Below are 18,072 nucleotides of genomic sequence, written 5' to 3' on the forward strand. Positions count from 1 at the left end.
CGGGAAGAAATTCTGAGCGCCTTGGCTGTGGATCAGTCCTTGCGGAAGATCAGGCTGGCACCCCAGCCGGTGATCACGGCGAGCAGCACGGCAGCAAAGCCGTAGAGGATCGGCTGATCATGCGCCGCATCGGTGATCGTCTGCTCGATGCCGGTCTTGATGACCCGCAGCGGCAGCGATTTCTCGGTCACGAAAAGCCCGCTCTTGAACAGATAGGCGCGCACGGTGTGCACGCCGTTCGGAATGTTTGCCGGCAAGCGCAGGCTCGCCTTGAAGAGGTTGGAGGAAACGAACCGCACGCCGCTCGGGTTGCGGTCGTAGAGCCCGCCACCCTGCTGCAGTCGCCGGAAGGCGTCGCGGAACTCGCCGAGATTGCTGCCGTCGCCGACGAAGCCGACCGGAGTCAGCGGAATGTGGTCGATGCCGATCCCCTGATCGGTCAGCTCGAGCGGTGTCGTCAGATCGTCGATCATGCGCGAACTCGACATCGAATAGGAATGCGGCACCGCTTCGAAGGTCATCGAGCGGGTGTTCACCCAGATGCCGAAGACGCGTTCCTTCCTGCGCACTGTCGCATCCTCGCGCGGGCCCTCCAGCACCACGACGACGTCATATTGGCCGATGGCGAGCAGCAGCTGATCGGTATTCGAGAGCGCCCCGAAGATGGTCAGATCCGCGCCGTGGAAATCCGAGGTGATGGCGATTTCGCTGGTCGACGTGCCGATTTCCAGCCCTTCACGCACCGCTTCCGTTGCTTGCCCCGGCAGCCACTGCGCTCCGACAGAGGCCGGCAGCAGGCAAAGCAATGCGATGACAGCCGCAGCCAGGCGCATCAATTGCCCGCTCCCATCACCACCGAATAAACGTCGGCCGGCGTCACCACCAGAGCGATCGCAAGACGCACACCGACGGCGAGCACCAGCAGGCCGAGCAGGGCGCGCAGCTGTTCGCCGCGCAGTTTTTGGCCGACGCGCACGCCGTATTGTGCCCCGATGACACCCGCCACCATCAGGATGAAGGCGAGCACGATGTCGACGGAAAAGTTCGTCGCCGCCTGTACGATCGTCGTATAGGCGGTCACGAAGATGATCTGGAACAGCGAGGTGCCGACGACGACATTGGTCGGGATACGCAGCAGGTAGATCATCGCCGGCACCATGATGAAGCCGCCGCCGACACCCATGATCGAGGTGAGGATGCCGATCGCAAAGCCGAGCGCGACGATTGGAATGACGCTGAGAAAGATCTTCGATTTCTTGAAGCGCACCTTCAGCGGCAGCTTGTGCACCCAGTGCTGGTGGCCGGGCTTGCGCGGTGCGGGCGGCTCGTTGCGCGCTGCCCGCCGCATGGCATTGACGCTTTCGAGCAGCATCAGTCCACCGACGGTGCCGAGGAAGATGACATACATCAGCGAGATGATGAGATCGAGCTGGCCGATGGCGCGCAGTAAAGAGAAGATCCAGATGCCGACCGTCGCACCCGCAAGGCCGCCGACCAGCAGCACCGTGCCGAGCTTGACGTCGAGCGAGCCTCGCCGGAAATGCGTGATCGCGCCCGATATCGACGACGCCACAACCTGGTTGGCGCCGGTCGCGACGGCGACGACGGGGGGAATGTTGTAGAAGATCAACAGCGGCGTGATGAGAAAACCGCCGCCGACGCCGAACATTCCAGACAGGAATCCGACGGCCGCCCCCATGCCGAGAATGATGAAGATGTTCACCGACAATTCTGCGATGGGCAGATAGATTGTCACAGCCGACCCCGAATGATGACCGCTCCTGCCGGGCGGTTTCTTGTCACGTCCCCGTTCGAATGCGCACCATACTGTGAAATCGTTGCCAGAGGCTTTCGATCGGCCCCGTGATTAGCCATAGAGATTGACGGAGAGATCGGTGGCAGAGGATTCGCCGAATGTGCGGATCGATATGTCCGGGCATAATCCGGCTTTTTTCAGGTTTTGTGACAGACGACGGCAAAATTGGAAAAAGCCTTGCGGCATAGTGCCGCCAGGCGTTTTTCATCGCCGGAACAGAGAGTCCAGACGATCCCGCGTCGATGCGACGCGGGCCTCAGATTGCCTTGCTGCCCTGCTTGTTGCGTTCGAGCAGCGCCTTCACGGTTGCATCGGTCACCTTGCCGTCCGGCTCCTGCCCGACCGACTTCTGGAAGTTTTTGATCGCGGTCACGGTCTTCGCGCCCATTTCGCCGTCCGGCACGCCGGCGTCGAAGCCGTTATTGTTGAGAATCGCCTGGATGTTGCGGATCGCCTTTTTCATGTCGACGCTCGCCGTCTTCGCGCCGGTTCCCGCCCATTCGTCGGGGATGTCGATGGCGTTCGTGCGGTGGTCGACCGGCTCCGCCTTCCAGAGATCGGCCTTGGTGCGCGCCCGTTCGAGCTGGTCGGGTTTCATGGCTTTGGCCACTTCGTCGCGCTTCTGTGCCGCATCCTTGTCGCCGCCCTTGGCGGCGATCGCAAACCACTTGTAGGACTCTTCGAGATCCGCCGGAACGCCGTTGCCGCGTGCGCAGAGGATTGCCAGGTTGAACTGGCTGTCGGTGATGCCGAGGTTCGCAGCCTTGGTGAACCACGAGGCGGCCGTCGCATAATCCTGTTGGCCGAGGGCGCCGGAAGCGTAGAGCACGGCGAGATTGTGCATGGCGCTGGCATTGCCCTGGTTTGCCGCCTGCTCGTAAAAACCCTTCGCCTTGGCGATGTCGCGTTCGACGCCGTTGCCCTTCTCGTACATGCTGCCGAGCCGGTATTCGGCCGGCGCAAAGCCCTTGTCGGCTGAAAGCTGGTACCAGCCTGCGGCCTGCTTCTGATCGACCGTCATGCCGTTGCGGCCATCCGAATAACGCGCGCCGATCTCAAACAGCGCCAACGCATCCCCGCCGCTCGCCGCATCGGCAAGCGATTTCGGCTGGACGGTGTCGGGAATGGTGATGGCAGCCTGCGGTGCAGGTGCCGGAACGAAGCCCGATGTCTCCTGTGCCGCGCCCGACGGACCGGGAGGGGCAAGGGTCGCTGCCCCTTCGCCGTCAAGCGGCGCCACGTCGGTCAGATGCTCGCCGGCGTCAGGCGGGGTTGCCTCCGGCTGCGCCTGTTCGGCAGCGGGCGGCATAGCATCCGCTGCCGGAGCGGTCGTTCCGAGAGCGGCGGCATCCGGCTGGGCAGGTGTCGCGTCAGGCAAGGCCGGCGACGGGTTTTCCGCGCCGGTCAGCGCCGAGACTTCTGCTGGCGGCTGCGGCGCGCGCTCGCCGCTTGTCAGCGTTCGAGCAAGCGGAAAGGCCATGATGGCGAGCAGCACGGCACCGACCGCCAGCAGGATCGGCCGCCGGTAGCGCGAAAAGGCGCTGGTCTTGCCCGTCTTGGCAGAAGCCTTGCCGGCCTTGTCGGCATTCGCGCCCTTCTTCTCGGCCTTGCCGGCTGCCTGCTTCGGATTGGCATCCACCTCCATCGCGGCCGCCTGCGCCGCACGGCGCGCAGCAGCGATATAATCGGCGCGATCGGTTTCGCCGGCAGGTTTGCCGCGCGCCGCGCTCTGGCTGGCGCGAACCCGTTCAAGGATCTTCTTCACATCAGGTGCGCCCGAGCCCGGCTCGAGCAGTTCGTTTGCCGCATCCGTCGGCACCACATCGGTGGGATCGATCGACGGCGCGGGGTCGATCATCGGCCGTTCGGTCGTCCGGCTCTCGGCCTTCTTGCCGGGCATCAGCCGCTTGCCGAGGCTGGCGAGCAGGCTGGCCTTTGCCGGCACCTGTGTCCCTGCCGATGTCGCAGCTTCCGTCGTCCTGGTCGCGGCTTCGATGGCGATCGCGCTCGTTCCGCTCATGGCGGTGGCTTGCGCAGGCACGGCAGCTTCGGCTGCAACCTCGGCCGTGCGGATAACAGGAGAAGCCTTTGCCGCCGGGGCAGCGGCCGGCGTCTTGTTCATCTCGGCTTCGGCCACCATCAGCGCATAGGGATCGACATCGAAATCGACCTCGGCGACCGGCATCTGGGCAAGCGGCCGGCCGCGATCTTCCATGCCGTCGAGGCGGTCGGCGATATGCACCAGCGTCTCGTGCAGCGCCTGGAAAGTCTTGTGCGTGCGTTCCTCGCTGTCGCGGCTGAGATCCTCGAGGTGGCGCAGATCCTCGGCCAGCGCCGTCAGCGCCGACATGTCGGCGGCGGGCATGACACCCTGCGGGCCGCCATGGCGCGAATAGGCTTCGACAACGGCCTCTGCCGCCTGGCGTGCCGCCTCGATGATATATTCGTCGCTCGTCGCCATGTAATCTTCGATCGCGCCCATGCGCTGGTCGAGTTCGGGGGGTATTACAGCGCTCTCGCGCGGCGCGCTCATCAGCGCCGAAAGATTGGCGATCTGGTCTTCGAGGTTCTTCAGCGCCCGCGGATCGGTCGGCGCTGCCGATGTGCTCTCCTCCAGCCGGGCGGCGATGTCGCTCAGCCGTCCTTCGAGACGCAGGAAGGCGCTGTCGTCGGCTACAGCGGCGGGCGCCGGCGCCTGCTGCTGATGGGCCATCTCGTCGATGCGCCGGGCGAGATGGTCAAGCCGCTGCGCCAGCACGTCGTTGACGGCGCCGTTCTCAAGCGCGTCGATCTTGCGGGAAATGTCGGAAAGCGTGCCGGTGAGGTCGGCTTGCGGTGCCGTCTCCTGCGTGCGTTCCAATAGATAGGATAGATGTTCCAGCCGTTCGTCGAGCCGTGACGTCGCTTCCGCCTTCGTCAGCTCCTCGACGCGTCCCGTCAGCGCCTCCAGCCGGATCGCCAGCTCGTCGGCCGGGTTCACGCGGCTGGCCGCATCATGGCTCATCAGGTCGATCTGGTCGGCGAGCGCCGCAAGCCGGCTTTCCAGCCGCTGCATCAGGCCAGGATCATTCGCCGTGGCCGTGCGCCCGCTTGCCGCGATCGCCCGGCTGATCTCGTCGAGCCGCATGTCCATGGCGGCGAACTGCTCGGACATGACCCGGTCGTGCGGCTGGATCATATTGCCGAAATGCTCCATCGCCGTGGCGATCGAGATCAGCTTGTCTTCCAGCGCCCGAACGGCCGGGCTTTCACCCATGCCGCCGATATGGCGCTTGATGTCGTCGAGCCGATAGGCGAGCGAAACGAGCTCTTCCTGCAGCCCCTCTGTATCGAGCGCCGCAAGCCGGTGTTCGAAACCGTCCCAGCGGTTTTCCATATGGCGCAGCGAATCCTCGCGCGCCAGCCCGTCCATTAGCGAGCGCAGCTCTTCGAAATCCTCGCGAAGGCCCGTGGCCTCCGGCGCGGCGGAGCGGCCGGTCAGCTGGGTGATGCTCTGGGCAAGGCGGCCCATATCGGCGCGCATGTCGTCGGCGAAACGGCCGTCTCCGGCATTAGTCTTGATGTCGCGCAGCTCGGAGCGCAGCGCGTTCATTTCGCGGGTCACGCCCTCGGAAATGTCGCGCTTCAGGTCCTGTCGCAGATTGACGAGCGCCTGGGCGATCTCCGTCATCGTGTCGTCGCCGGTGCGCAAGGCCGGCGCCGGGGCGGCGACGCGTGGCGTGGGTTCGCGAAGCTGCGGAGCCTGCTCGCGTGCGTAAGGCCGCTCGCGGCCGGCTTCAAGCGCGCGCTGGCGTTGACGAATTTCGGCGAGCGGATCCGGCCGCGGCTCGAGCGGGGCCTTTGCGGGCCGGGGAGCATGGGAAGCGGCATAAGGATCGCGCTCGGCCGTTGCCGTGCGCGGCCGCTGTTCGCGCCCGCTGCCCATCAGCCCTTCGATGCGCGCCTCCAGCCCTTCGATCGTGCGGTTCAGCGCATCGAGCGAGGTCCTGTCGGACTGTCGGGAAGGATTTGATCGCGATCCGTTCATCTTCTTGCTCGCTTCGACTGCTCGACCCCTCGTCAGAGCTCGATCGTTGGCTTTTCGTCTGCTGCCCGCTTTACGCGGGCCTGAGCGCACCATTCATAAGACGATAGTCAATTAGACTTTCCTCAAGCTGAACGATGTAGCGGCATCCTTAGGAACGCGAGACGGGGGAAAGGAATGCGGATCGCTACTGCTCAATCCGCACCTTTCACGAAACGTGGTAAACAAGCCGTTAATGCCGATGGGAATTTTTTAACGTTTGTGTTCCAAACGCCGTTTTTGATGGCAATTGCCGTTCAATTCGTCAGATCGGAGGGCCGCTCGCGGATCAGGCCGGACGCGGATACTGCAGCTCGATTTTCACGCCCTCGGGGCCGTAGACGAAGACCTGACCGAGATCGGTGTCGGGAATATCGTAATATTCGTAGCGATAGCCGCCCGCCTTGATGCGTTCCAGCGCCGGGCCGAATTCGTAAAGGCTGAAGGCGACATGGTTGAAGATGCCCGGTGGATAATCGCTGCTGCGCGACGTCAGGCTGAGATGGATGACCGGCCGTTCGTCCAGATAGAGCCAGTGGCCGGGCGTGGCGAAGGGCGGCCGATAGCCCTCCCTGACGCCGAGCACAGCTTCCAGGAAGCCGATCATCTGACGCGCATCGCGGGTCTCGATGGTGACATGGTCCAGACGCGGCATCGGTATCCTCCCAGCTTGCCTTGACGGCAAAGCCTAACCTGTCTGAGAGTGTCGTGAAAGTTGCTTCCCCTGCGGCGGCAGGCCGCGGCCAGAGAGGGAGACTTAGAAGCTCTCCGTCCAGGGCCGGACTTCCACCTCCAGCGACCATGCGCTGCGGTGCTGGCGAAGCACATCGATATAGGTCTGGGCGATCGCATCCGGCAGCAGCGTGCCATCCGGCTTCTCCACCCGGTCCGGCCGGATCTGCGAGCGCACCGCGCCGTCGATGACGAAATGCGCGACATGGATGCCCATCGGCCCGAGTTCGCGGGCGGCACTCTGGGCAAGGCCGCGCAACGCGAACTTGCCCATCGCGAAGGGGGCCGATTGGGCAAAACCCTTCACGCTTGCCGACGCGCCGGTGATCAGGATGGCGCCGCGGCCGCGCGGGATCATCCGCCGCGCTGCCTGCTGCACCACCAGGAAGCCGCCGAAAGCGGTGGTCGCGATCGCCTTCTCGACCTCGCCGGCATCGAGTTCGGCGAGCGGGCCACGCTGACGGGCGCTGGCATTGAAGATCACCACGTCAGGTCCGCCGATTGCGGCGGTAGCCTCTTCGAAAAGCGCTGCGACGCTCGCAGGTTGCGAGACATCTGTTGTAAAGGTACTGGCACCGGTCTCCTCGACCAATGCCCGGAGCTTTTCAATATTACGGGCGGCAAGCCCGACCTTGACGCCCTGCGCCGACAATTGCCGGGCAAGCGATGCGCTGATGCCGGAGCCCGCGCCGACGATCAGCGCACTCTCATAGGGAAAATCGGTCATGATGTCTTCCTCGATGAATCGTCCCAAAGACTTAGGAAGTCCGAACGACTTGCGCCACTGCCCGGCCGCGACTCCGTTCCGTGATGGACAAGGAAGATGAGATGGCGTCTGCTCCTCTCAGTACTTCATGGCTCGCGGATTCGTGCCCTCGAATTTTTTCAAGAAAAGACGACACAAGCGCAGAATTTGACGTTTACGCAAACGTCAATATTTTGTAAGACAGTGCCCAAGGCCGGCGCGATCCGGTCAGTCGAATGGGAGGAATTTGAGAGATGCCAGTCTACAAGGCCCCGGTGAACGATACGCTTTTCGTCCTCAACGACGTGCTGGGTCTCGAACGCTATAACAATCTGCCGGGTTTTGCCGATGCGACCCCCGATATGATCGAAGCGATCCTCGGCGAGGCCGGAAGGGTTGCAGAGGAAGCTCTCTTTCCGCTGAACTATTCCGGCGACCAGGAAGGCTGCACGCGCCACGACGATGCGAGCGTCTCGACGCCGAAGGGTTTCAAAGAAGCGTATAAAGCCTATCGCGAAGGTGGCTGGATCGGCCTTGCTGTGCCGGAGGAATTCGGCGGGCAGGGGCTCCCCTATACGCTGCATACCGCCGTCGGCGAATATACCTCGGCCGCCAACATGTCGCTGATGATGTATCCGGGCCTGACGCAGGGTGCGATCGCAGCACTTCTCGTCCATGGCTCCGACGAGCAGAAGGCCACCTATCTGCCGAAGATGGTGGACGGCACGTGGTCCGGCACCATGAACCTCACCGAGCCGCATTGCGGCACCGATCTCGGCATGCTGCGCACCAAGGCGGTGCCGCAGGCTGATGGCAGCTACAAGATCTCCGGCCAGAAGATCTTCATCTCCGCCGGCGAGCACGACCTGACCGACAATATCATCCATCTGGTGCTGGCCCGCATCGAGGGTGCGCCCGAGGGCACCAAGGGCATCTCGCTCTTCATCGTCCCGAAATTCCTCGTCGGCAAGGACGGCGCGGTCGGCGCCCGCAACGCTGTCTCCTGCGGCGCGATCGAGCACAAGATGGGCATCCACGCCAACGCCACCTGCGTGATGAATTACGACGAGGCGACCGGCTTCCTGATCGGCGCCGAAAACCGCGGCCTCAACGCCATGTTCGTGATGATGAACGAGGCCCGCCTGATGGTCGGCCTGCAGGGCATCGCCATTTCCGAGATCGCCTATCAGAACGCCGCCAGCTATGCCCGCGACCGCATCCAGGGCCGCTCGCTGTCCGGCCCCAAGGCGCCGGACAAGAAGGCCGATCCGATCATCGTCCATCCGGATATTCGCCGCACGCTGATGACCATCCGCGCTTTCAACGAGGCCGGCCGCGCCTTCCTGCTATGGACCGCGCTCAAGTCTGATATCGCCCACCGCGCTAGCGACGAGAAGGAGCGCCAGACGGCCGACGATATTCTTGGCCTCGTCACCCCGATTCTCAAGGGCGTGATGACCGACAAGGGCTTCGATCATGCCGTCATGGCCCAGCAGGTCTTCGGCGGCCACGGCTATATTGAAGAGCACGGCATGAGCCAGTATGTGCGCGATGCCCGCATCGCCATGATCTATGAAGGCGCCAACGGCATTCAGGCGCTCGATCTCGTCGGCCGCAAGCTGGCGCTGAACGGCGGCCGCGCCGCCATGGCCCTCTTCAAGGAGATCGGTGATTTCTGCGAGGAGAACCGCAGCAACGAAAAGCTCTCCTTCTTCACCAAGCATCTGAAGAAGGGCTTGAACGACGCCCAGGGCGCGACCATGTGGTTCATGCAGAACGCCATGGCCAAGCCCGACAATGCCGGCGCCGGCTCGACCGACTACATGCACCTCTTTGGCCTCGTCATTCTCGGCTATATGTGGGCAAAGATGGCCAAAGCCGCCGAGGATGGGCTTGCATCAGGCGATGCGGCTCGCGAGGATTACCTGAAGAACAAGCTGATCACCGCCCGCTTCTTCATGGAACGCCTGATGCCGGAAACCGCACTTCGCAAGGCCCGCATCGAAGCCGGCGCCGACACGATGATGGAACTGGCCGCCGAAGCGTTTTGAGACGGTTCTCCCTCCCCCTTGTGGGGAGGGTTGGGGAGGGGTCTTTTCTCCTCCCGCCAAGATTTGAGGCAAGATAGATTGCCGCCAGGGAGATGAGACAATGACCGAGGTTTTCATTTACGACCACGTGCGTACGCCGCGCGGCCGCGGCAAGAAGGACGGGGCCTTGCATGAGGTGCCTTCCGTCCGCCTCGCGGCAAAGACGCTGGAGGCGATCCGCGACCGCAACGGGCTCGATACGCAAACGGTCGACGACATCATCATGGGCTGCGTCGATCCGGTCATGGATGCCGGCGCCGTCATCCCCAAGGCTGCCGCCTTCGAAGCCGGTTACTCCACCAAGGCGCCCGGCATGCAGATCTCCCGCTTCTGCGCCTCCGGTCTCGATGCGGTCAATTTCGGCGCCGGCAAGATCGCGCAAGGGGCCGACGATATCGTCATCGCCGGCGGCGTCGAAAGCATGTCCCGCGTCGGTCTCGGCATGTCCGGCGGCGCCTGGTTCATGGATCCTTCGGTAAATTTCCCGGCCTATTTCATGCCGCAGGGCGTCTCGGCTGATCTGATCGCCACCAAATATGGCTTCAGCAGAACGGATGTCGATGCTTACGCGGTCGAGAGCCAGAAGCGTGCCGCCCATGCCTGGGAAAACGGCTGGTTCGACAAGTCGGTCGTCCCGGTCAAGGACCAGAACGGCCTGACGATCCTTGATAAGGACGAGCATATGCGCCCCGGCACCGATATGCAGGCGCTCGCCTCCCTCAATCCATCCTTCCAGATGCCCGGCGAGATGGGCGGCTTCGAGGCCGTCGGCATTCAGGCCCATCCGGAGATCGAGCGCATCAACTATGTCCATCATGCCGGCAATTCCTCCGGCATCGTCGATGGCGCCAGCGTCGTCCTGCTCGGCTCCAAGGCCGGTGGTGAGAGCATGGGGAAAAAGCCGCGCGCCCGCATCAAGGCTTTCGCCAATATCGGCTCCGATCCGGCCCTGATGCTGACCGGGCCTGTCGACGTCACCGAGAAACTGTTGAAGCGGACAGGCATGAGCCTGTCCGACATCGACCTCTTCGAACTCAACGAGGCCTTCGCTGCCGTGGTGCTGCGCTACATGCAGGCCTTCGACATCGACCATGACAGGATCAACGTCAATGGCGGCGCCATCGCCATGGGCCATCCGCTCGGCGCCACCGGCGCGATGATCCTCGGCACGGTGCTCGACGAACTTGAACGCCGCGACCTCAACACCGCGCTGGTGACGCTCTGCATCGGCGCCGGCATGGGCACGGCAACGGTTATTGAAAGGGTCTGACGATGGGCTTTAACACCGGCACGATCGAAACCGAATATGCCGAGCTCAGCGAGCACTGGTCGCCCCGCGTCATCGCCGATCTCAACGGCCAGAGCGTCAAGCTCGCCAAGGTCCAGGGCCAGCTCGCCTGGCATTCGCACCGCGACGAGGACGAGCTCTTCCTGATCTGGAAGGGGGCGCTTACCATCGAATATCGCGACCGCCCGCATGTGCATCTCAAGGCCGGTGATTTTCATGTCGTGCCGAAGGGTGTCGAGCATAATCCGGTGGCTGAGGAGGAATGCTGGATCGTGCTCTTCGAGCCGTCGCAGACCAAGCATACCGGCGATGTCGTCACCGAAAAGACGAAGACCTTAGACGCGCAGCGCAGCCATTTGCCGGCCTGATCGGGGAGGAAACCCAATGACCTACACCAATTTCACGCTCGAAACCGACGCTGACGGCATCGCTCTCGTCACCTGGGACATGCCGGGCAAATCGATGAACGTCTTCACCGCGGAGGTGATGGCCGAGCTCGACGCCATCATCGATGCCACGACCGCCGATGCCGCCATCAAGGGTGTCGTCTTCACCTCGGGCAAGTCTTCCTTCTCCGGCGGCGCCGATCTGTCGATGATCAAGTCGATGTTCAGCTCCTATCAGGAGGAGAAGGCAAAGAGCCCGCAAACGGCCGTGCAGAACCTCTTCGGTCTGGTCGGCCGCATGAGTGGCCTGTTCCGCAAGCTCGAAACATCGGGCAAGCCCTGGGTTTCCGCCATCAACGGCACCTGCATGGGCGGCGCTTTCGAACTGTCGCTTGCCTGCCACGGCCGTGTCGCCTCCAATGCCAAGAGCGTCAAGATCGCGCTGCCCGAAGTGAAGGTCGGCATCTTCCCCGGCGCCGGCGGCACGCAGCGTGTGCCGCGGTTGGCTAACGCCCAGGATGCGCTGCAGATGATGACCACTGGCCAGTCACTGACCGGCTCCCGCGCCAAGGCGATGAACCTCGTGCATCAGGTGGTCGAGCCCGATCAGCTGATCCCGGCCGCCAAGCAGATGATCAAGGATGGCCTGAAGCCGGTTGCCCCCTGGGACGAGAAGGGCTTCAAGGCGCCTGGCGGCGGCATCTGGACGCCGGCCTCCGCCCAGCTCTGGCCGGCAGCCCCGGCAATCCTGCGCAGGGAAACATCGGGCAATTATCCGGCAGCGCTTGCCATCCTGAAATGCGTCTATGAAGGCCTGCAGGTGCCGTTCGACACCGGCCTGAAGATCGAGCAGCGTTATTTCACCGAGGTGCTGCAGACCCGCGAAGCCTTCTCGATGATCCGTTCGCTGTTCATCTCCATGCAGGAGCTCGGCAAGGGCGCCCGCCGCCCGGCAGGTCACGCCAAGACCGAGCTGAAACATATAGGCGTCGTCGGCGCCGGCTTCATGGGCGCCTCGATCGCTTATGTCACCGCTGCCGCGGGTATACCGGTGACGCTGATCGACCGCGACATCGAAGCGGCGACCAAGGGCAAGACCGTCTCCGAAGGCCTGGTCAAGGATTCTGTCGGTAAGGGGCGCCTTACGCAGGGTGAGGCAGCCGCATTGCTCTCCCGCATCACACCCTCGGCCGACTATGCCGACCTCACCAATGCCGATCTCGTCATCGAGGCGGTGTTCGAGGACCGAGAGGTGAAGAAAGCGGTCATCGAGGCGGTCGAAGCCGTGCTGCCGGAAGGCGCGATCTTCGCCTCCAATACCTCGACCCTGCCGATCTCGGGTCTCGCCAAGAATTCGAAACGCCCTGCCGATTTCATCGGCATCCATTTCTTCTCGCCTGTCGAGAAGATGATGCTGACCGAGGTGATCCTCGGAAGCGACACCGGCGACAGGGCGCTGGCCGTCGCTCTTGATTATGTCGCAGCCATCAAGAAGACGCCGATCGTCGTCAACGACACCCGCGGCTTCTTCGTCAATCGCTGCGTGCTGCGCTACATGTCGGAAAGCTACGACATGCTGATCGAGGGCGTGCCGCCTGCGATGATCGAGAACGCCGCCAAGATGGCCGGCATGCCGGTTGGTCCGCTGGCGCTCAACGACGAGGTCGCCATCGACCTCTCGCTGAAGATCCTCAAGGCGACGGTCGCCGATCTCGGCGAAAAAGCCATCGACCCCAGGCATATGGAGCTCATCTCCCGCATGGTGGAAAAGGAGGGCCGCTTCGGCCGCAAAAATTCCAAGGGTTTCTATGACTATCCGCCGAAACCGGCGAAGAAGTCCCTCTGGCCCGACCTCAAGACCCTCTACCCGCAGAAGCAGGCGGACGAGGTCGACGTCAACGTCCTGAAGCAACGTTTTCTCGTCACCATCGCGCTGGAAGCCGCCCGCACGGTCGAGGAAGGCATCGTCACCGATCCGCGCGAAGCGGATGTCGGCTCGATCCTCGGATTCGGCTTCGCGCCCTATACCGGCGGGGCGCTGAGCTATATCGACGGGATGGGCGCAAAGGCTTTCGTGGAACTGGCTGAAACGTTAGCTAATACTTACGGAAGTCACTTCAAGCCGACGCCGCTGCTGAAGGACATGGCCGCCAAGGGCGAGACGTTTTACGGTCGGTTCGACCCCTATGCGAAAGTGGGGAAGGCGGCTTAGGCCGCCTTTTAAGCTATGCCGCTCTTGCCGGATTTCAAATGTTGAATGGGACAGGGTGACGACGGTAATCTGAACCGCAAGCAACACACGCTTCGCTGTCACCCGGACCGGACCGCCCATGCAACCATCCACCGACATCCTCGCCTTCGCCGATCCGATGGAGTGGGAATCCTGGCTCTGCGTGCATCATGCGGCATCGACCGGCGCCTGGCTGAAGATCGGTAAGAAAAATCCGAAACGAACTCTCATCACCATCGACGAGGCGCTGGATGTGGCGCTCTGTTACGGCTGGATTGACAGCCAGCGCAAGGGGTTTGACGCGCATTGCTACCTGCAGCGTTATTCGCCCCGGCGCGCCAAAAGTCCGTGGTCCAAGCTCAATGTCGATCGTGTCGCAGCACTTGCAGAAACCGGGCGCATGCGGCCCGCGGGCCTTGCCGAAGTCGCTGCCGCCAAAGCCGACGGACGATGGGCTGTCGCCTACGCTCCGCAACGCGATGCCGGCCTGCCGGACGATCTGGCGGCGGCGCTCGCTGAGAACGCTGCCGCCGGCGCTGCCTTTGCGCGGCTCGACAAGACCGGCCAATATGCAATCGTCCTGCCGCTCCTGAAGGCAACGACCCCGGAAGTGCGGGTCGCCCGCCTCGGCAAGGCGATCACCAGGTTGACGCAGGCCGAATAGACGGTATTTCAGCTTCTGCAAAAAATCTCGCCCTCGGTTTTCGGCGCAGCGCGGCAGGCAAAGACCCGTCCGCGGTGTCTGAAACGTCACCGATTTCCGTAGCTGCGGCCTTGTCACGGACACAATTTCCGATTACATATCCGCGCATCGATCTTGCTAGATGAACTTTGAAACGGCCTCGTGTCGTTCCTGGCGAACTTCCTCCAAAATCGGTTTTCATCGCCGCTTGGCATTTATCCGAGCTGCATTCTTCTATGAACGATTCGAAAAGGATATCGTCATGAGCACTGGTACCGTAAAGTGGTTCAACGCAACCAAGGGCTTCGGCTTCATTCAGCCGGATGACGGCGCAGCCGACGTTTTCGTCCACATCTCCGCCGTTGAACGCGCTGGCATGCGCGATCTCAAGGATGGCCAGAAGCTGTCTTACGAGCTCGTCCGCGACAACAAGTCCGGCAAGATGTCGGCAGATCGCCTCCAGGCGGCCTGAGCCTTCAAGGCTCTAAATATCATCTCCGGATCGTGACCACGGATGTACTGGCACGGTTCGTTGAGATAGCAGGGAAGGTCGGGTTAACCCGGCCTTTTTTTGTGTCTGGCCGGCTGATGTTTTGCCCAATTGGCGGAGTAGCCGGCATCGCCTTGGCACATAGGTTTTGCCGTGTAAGCCCCCCTCTGCCCTGCCGGGCATCTCCCCCACAGGTGGGGAGATTGGCTGGGCTCACTGGCTTCCCCAAACAATCGGCGTCCAGTACGACGAAACGATAGATGGATACGAAGTTCAAGCCACTTGTGATCTCCCCACCTGTGGGGGGTCCGAAGGACGGGTCGAGACGCGTGGCTCGACCCCCGGCCCGGCAGGGCAGAGGGGGGGGCGGCCACGGCATGACCTTAGAGAATCGTTCGTTTCGCCAAGCCGAGTGCGTCGCTAACGACAACAAGCCGCTCAACCGCCTGCCGCCTCGCTACCCTCCAGCATCTCCATGACCCGCGCCATCACCGCCCGCGCCGCATCGAGTTCCGCTGACGTAAACGCGGCGCCGAGCCCGTCCGCCCACCCAGCTTGCGCGATCTCGATGACACCCAGCCGCGCCGCCCCTTCTTCCGTCAGTCGTACCAGCTTGGCCCGCTGGTGCTGCGGGTTGTCGGCATAGGCGATCAGCCCTTCGCTTTCCAGCACGTCGGCCAGCCGCTGCACACCCTGGCGGGCGAGGCCGAGCGCGCGGGCGATCTGCGCCACCGACATGCCGCCGCGTCGTGCCGCCGCCAACACCTGCCAGCGCGCGCTCGTCTGTCCCGCCGGTTTTGTCAGCCGGTCGCCCGCCGCCGTCAAATGGCCCGCGAGGCGAAGGGCAGTGATTGCGAAAGCGGAAAAGGCATCCCCCTCCATCGTCCGCTCCGGTCGATTTTGTTTGACAACATATTGTCGATTTTGTATCTCATTCATAATGACAACATATTGTCATATGTGGATACTGAAGGCAACGCCGAAGGAGGAGAGCGCCATGAAGAAAACCTACAAGGGAAGCTGCCATTGCGGCAAAGTGCACTACGAGGTGGACATGGACCTCGAGGAGGGCACCGGCCGCTGCAATTGTTCGATCTGCGCCAAGCGCCGCTATTGGGGCGCCAACGTCAAGCCGGAGGATTTCCGGCTGATGTGCGACCAGGCCGAAACGTCCGACTATCAGTTCAACACCATGAGTGGTCATCACCGCTTCTGCCGCACCTGCGGTGTGCCGGCCTATGGCGACGGTTATGTCGAAGCGATCGGCGGCGCCTATGTCTCGATCAACATCGCCTGCCTCGACGATATTACCCCTGAGGAACTGGCGGCACTGCCGGTCCGTTACTCCGACGGCAGGCACGATGCCTGGTGGAACGAACCGGCGGTGACGCGTTATCTCTAGGGCAATTCCAGCAAAAGTGCGCAGCGGTTTTGCGTCCGGAATTGCGCAGATGTCTATGTCGGATCCTCGTCCTCCCCTTCGTCCTCTGTCCATAACGGAAAAGGAGAACGATCGTGAAAGACGAAGCGAATGCCAGGATCGAGGAAGAGGCGATCATCGCCATGCTGATGATGCGCGCCAAGGCGCTGGGCGAAAAGAACGCCAAGGATGCGCTTTCCTACGAGACCGAGGATGAGATCGAATTTTCGCTGGCGCCGCCGCTCGTATACCACGGCCAGGACGAAGCGGGTCTACAGGCCTGGTTCGATACCTGGGAAGGCCCGATCGGCGGCGAGGTGCGCGATGCCAGATTGATGGTTGGCGAGGATGTCGCTTTCTGGAGCGGCCTCACGCGCATGACCGGGACCAAGACCGATGGCGCCGCCGTCGATCTCTGGTTCCGCCAGACGCTTGGCCTCGTCAAGCAGGATGGCCGATGGCTGGTTGCCCACCAGCACGCCTCGGTGCCCTTCGCCATGGACGGCAGCGGCCGGGCGTTGCTCGATCTCAAACCGTGAAGACTGTCAGGCAGCACTCCCCGCGATCTTGCGCCGGTCGGCGCGAATGCTCATCAATCCGACGCCCATCAAAAGCAGGATCGCCGTCGCATAGATATCGGTCGTCAATGCGTAACCGGCCGATTTCGCTAGGAACCCGGCCAGGATCGCCGGCAGGCTGAAGGCGAGGTAGCTCTGGACGTAGAAGGCCGATAGCAGCCCGGCCCGCTCGTCCGCCTTGGCAAGCGGCATGATGGTGCCGATCGAACCGAGGAAATTGGTGCCGAAACCGACGCCGGTAAAAACTGTGCCAACGAGCAACAGCGGCACACTGGCAAGATGCACGCCGGCAACGACGGTCAGGATGCCGAGCGTCTTGGCCGACACGCCGAAAGTGAGATTGGCCGAGGCCGTCTTGCTGCGCCTGAGATAGACGGCGATTGCTCCGCTCACCATCAGCGCAGTGACGACGGCCCCACCCGTCAGCGGCGCCCGGCTGCCGGTCGTGCTGGCGACCAAGGATGGGACCAGCGAGAGATAGAACCCGGCAAGCGTCCAGTTGGCGATGTTGATCGGCGTCACCAGCGAGAGCGGCCGCTTCACCTGCTTGGGAATGGTGACCCGCGGTATCAGCGAGCCGAGCGCGCCCGGCCGCGTGCCGCCGGTCTCGCCTGTCAGCCAGATGGCGGCCGCCTGCAGCGTGAAGGCGATGAGCAGCAGTGCATAGATCAGATGCATCGGGAAGGGGCCATATTGGATCAAGGCGCTGGTGCCGACGGCACCCACCGCCATGCCGCAAAGCGGCGCGATCGAGTTGACGATCTGGCCCTTTGCCCGGTCGACATCGACGAGCGCCGCTCCGATCGAGGCGCCAGCGATTCCCGTTGCCAGTCCCTGCACGATCCGTGCTGCAATCAGCCAGCCGGGACCGCTCGCGACGACGAAGAGGCCCATGGCGGCGATTTCGAGCACGAGGGCGAAAAAGATCACCGGCTTGCGGCCGAGATGATCCGAGATGGAACCGGCGATCAGCAGCGCCGCCAGCAGCGCGAAGGCGTAGACCGCGAAGATCACCGTGATCAGCACCGGCGAGACGGAAAAACTTTCCTGATAGATCCGGTAGAGCGGCGTCGGCGCCGCGGAGGCGCCGAAGAAGGTCGCGAGCGTCAGCGCATGAAAGCCGATCCAGGGGCGCGGCGAATTCTCGGTGGATTTGGCTGCGGCGAACATATATAAGCCCCTTAAAGCTAAGCTGTTGCGTTAGCTTAGGTAGAGCAACTGCTTTATAAAAGCAAATTATTTGCGTTAATAGGTCTGTCAAAGATTTTGAACCATCGGTGCCAAGGAGAGAAAGTCGGGTTGCGCGCATGACAGTGAAAGAGAATCTCCGTCCGGGCGGCAGAAGCGCCCGGGTTCAGGCATCGGTGCACAAGGCGGTCCGTGAGCTGATGGCCGAGATGAGCCGCGCCGACGTGACGATCCCGCTGATTGCCGGCAAGGCGGGGGTGACGCCGTCGACCATCTATCGCCGCTGGGGCGACCTGCAGGAGCTTCTCGCCGATGTCGCCGTCGATCGGCTGCGGCCGGATATGCAGCCGATCGATGCCGGCAG

16 protein-coding genes are annotated in these 18,072 nt (G+C 62.9%); 9 read left to right on the plus strand and 7 right to left on the minus strand.

Annotation, left to right across the window (positions count from 1 at the left end; translation table 11 throughout):
- Nucleotides 1–32: 32 nt before the first annotated feature.
- The 5 genes from HX899_RS15905 to HX899_RS15925 form a co-directional block, all read right to left on the minus strand.
- Nucleotides 33–833 carry a TIGR02186 family protein gene (locus HX899_RS15905; protein WP_138334500.1) on the minus strand — a complete coding sequence of 267 codons (801 nt, stop codon included), beginning with the start codon at nucleotides 831–833 and terminating at the stop codon, nucleotides 33–35.
- Nucleotides 833–1,756, minus strand: coding sequence for a sulfite exporter TauE/SafE family protein (locus HX899_RS15910; protein WP_003545257.1), 924 nt, complete (start codon nucleotides 1,754–1,756; stop codon nucleotides 833–835). The genes HX899_RS15905 and HX899_RS15910 overlap by 1 nt, the downstream gene beginning before the upstream one ends.
- A gap of 316 nt (nucleotides 1,757–2,072) precedes the next feature.
- Nucleotides 2,073–5,843 (minus strand): peptidoglycan-binding protein, encoded by a 3,771-nt coding sequence (locus HX899_RS15915; RefSeq protein WP_181292809.1) that lies wholly within the window; start codon nucleotides 5,841–5,843, stop codon nucleotides 2,073–2,075.
- A 325-nt stretch (nucleotides 5,844–6,168) separates the two neighbouring features.
- A complete protein-coding gene (locus HX899_RS15920) occupies nucleotides 6,169–6,534 on the minus strand; it encodes a VOC family protein (RefSeq protein WP_138334498.1) in 366 nt (121 codons plus the stop codon).
- A gap of 102 nt (nucleotides 6,535–6,636) precedes the next feature.
- Nucleotides 6,637–7,338: an SDR family NAD(P)-dependent oxidoreductase gene (locus HX899_RS15925; protein ID WP_181292810.1), complete on the minus strand. Its 702-nt coding sequence runs from the start codon at nucleotides 7,336–7,338 to the stop codon at nucleotides 6,637–6,639.
- Nucleotides 7,339–7,610: 272 nt separating this feature from the next.
- Between HX899_RS15925 and HX899_RS15930 the strand changes: the two genes are divergently transcribed.
- The 6 genes from HX899_RS15930 to HX899_RS15955 all read left to right on the plus strand — a co-directional run bounded on the left by HX899_RS15930 (nucleotide 7,611) and on the right by HX899_RS15955 (nucleotide 14,504).
- Nucleotides 7,611–9,407, plus strand: coding sequence for an acyl-CoA dehydrogenase C-terminal domain-containing protein (locus HX899_RS15930; RefSeq protein WP_138334496.1), 1,797 nt, complete (start codon nucleotides 7,611–7,613; stop codon nucleotides 9,405–9,407).
- A 100-nt stretch (nucleotides 9,408–9,507) separates the two neighbouring features.
- Nucleotides 9,508–10,716, plus strand: a complete 1,209-nt coding sequence (locus tag HX899_RS15935) for an acetyl-CoA C-acetyltransferase (protein WP_138334495.1) — start codon at nucleotides 9,508–9,510, stop codon at nucleotides 10,714–10,716.
- Between the two features lie 2 nt (nucleotides 10,717–10,718).
- Entirely contained in the window at nucleotides 10,719–11,102 is a 384-nt protein-coding gene (locus HX899_RS15940) for a cupin domain-containing protein (protein WP_181292811.1), read from the plus strand.
- Between the two features lie 16 nt (nucleotides 11,103–11,118).
- Nucleotides 11,119–13,332 (plus strand): 3-hydroxyacyl-CoA dehydrogenase NAD-binding domain-containing protein, encoded by a 2,214-nt coding sequence (locus tag HX899_RS15945; RefSeq protein WP_171599734.1) that lies wholly within the window; start codon nucleotides 11,119–11,121, stop codon nucleotides 13,330–13,332.
- A 118-nt stretch (nucleotides 13,333–13,450) separates the two neighbouring features.
- Nucleotides 13,451–14,014 (plus strand): YdeI family protein, encoded by a 564-nt coding sequence (locus HX899_RS15950; RefSeq protein ID WP_181292812.1) that lies wholly within the window; start codon nucleotides 13,451–13,453, stop codon nucleotides 14,012–14,014.
- Between the two features lie 280 nt (nucleotides 14,015–14,294).
- Complete coding sequence (locus tag HX899_RS15955; protein ID WP_003545273.1) at nucleotides 14,295–14,504, plus strand: cold-shock protein; 210 nt, start codon at nucleotides 14,295–14,297, stop codon at nucleotides 14,502–14,504.
- Between the two features lie 456 nt (nucleotides 14,505–14,960).
- On the opposite strand, the gene HX899_RS15960 is transcribed toward HX899_RS15955, so the two are convergent.
- Nucleotides 14,961–15,404, minus strand: coding sequence for a MarR family winged helix-turn-helix transcriptional regulator (locus HX899_RS15960; RefSeq protein WP_246697115.1), 444 nt, complete (start codon nucleotides 15,402–15,404; stop codon nucleotides 14,961–14,963).
- Between the two features lie 115 nt (nucleotides 15,405–15,519).
- On the opposite strand from HX899_RS15960, the gene HX899_RS15965 reads away from it, so the two are divergent.
- Nucleotides 15,520–15,924: a GFA family protein gene (locus HX899_RS15965; RefSeq protein WP_138388162.1), complete on the plus strand. Its 405-nt coding sequence runs from the start codon at nucleotides 15,520–15,522 to the stop codon at nucleotides 15,922–15,924.
- A 113-nt stretch (nucleotides 15,925–16,037) separates the two neighbouring features.
- Nucleotides 16,038–16,481, plus strand: coding sequence for a nuclear transport factor 2 family protein (locus HX899_RS15970; protein WP_181292814.1), 444 nt, complete (start codon nucleotides 16,038–16,040; stop codon nucleotides 16,479–16,481).
- Nucleotides 16,482–16,487: 6 nt separating this feature from the next.
- Here the strand turns inward: HX899_RS15970 and HX899_RS15975 are convergent, their stop codons facing one another.
- Nucleotides 16,488–17,690 carry an MFS transporter gene (locus tag HX899_RS15975; protein ID WP_138334488.1) on the minus strand — a complete coding sequence of 401 codons (1,203 nt, stop codon included), beginning with the start codon at nucleotides 17,688–17,690 and terminating at the stop codon, nucleotides 16,488–16,490.
- Between the two features lie 137 nt (nucleotides 17,691–17,827).
- Between HX899_RS15975 and HX899_RS35095 the strand changes: the two genes are divergently transcribed.
- Nucleotides 17,828–18,072, plus strand: a 245-nt coding sequence (locus tag HX899_RS35095; RefSeq protein WP_246697116.1) for a TetR/AcrR family transcriptional regulator, incomplete at its 3' end; no start/stop codon positions are given.

This window comes from Rhizobium sp. WYCCWR 11146, assembly GCF_013591995.1.
GTDB classification, from domain to species: Bacteria; Pseudomonadota; Alphaproteobacteria; order Rhizobiales; family Rhizobiaceae; genus Rhizobium; species Rhizobium indicum.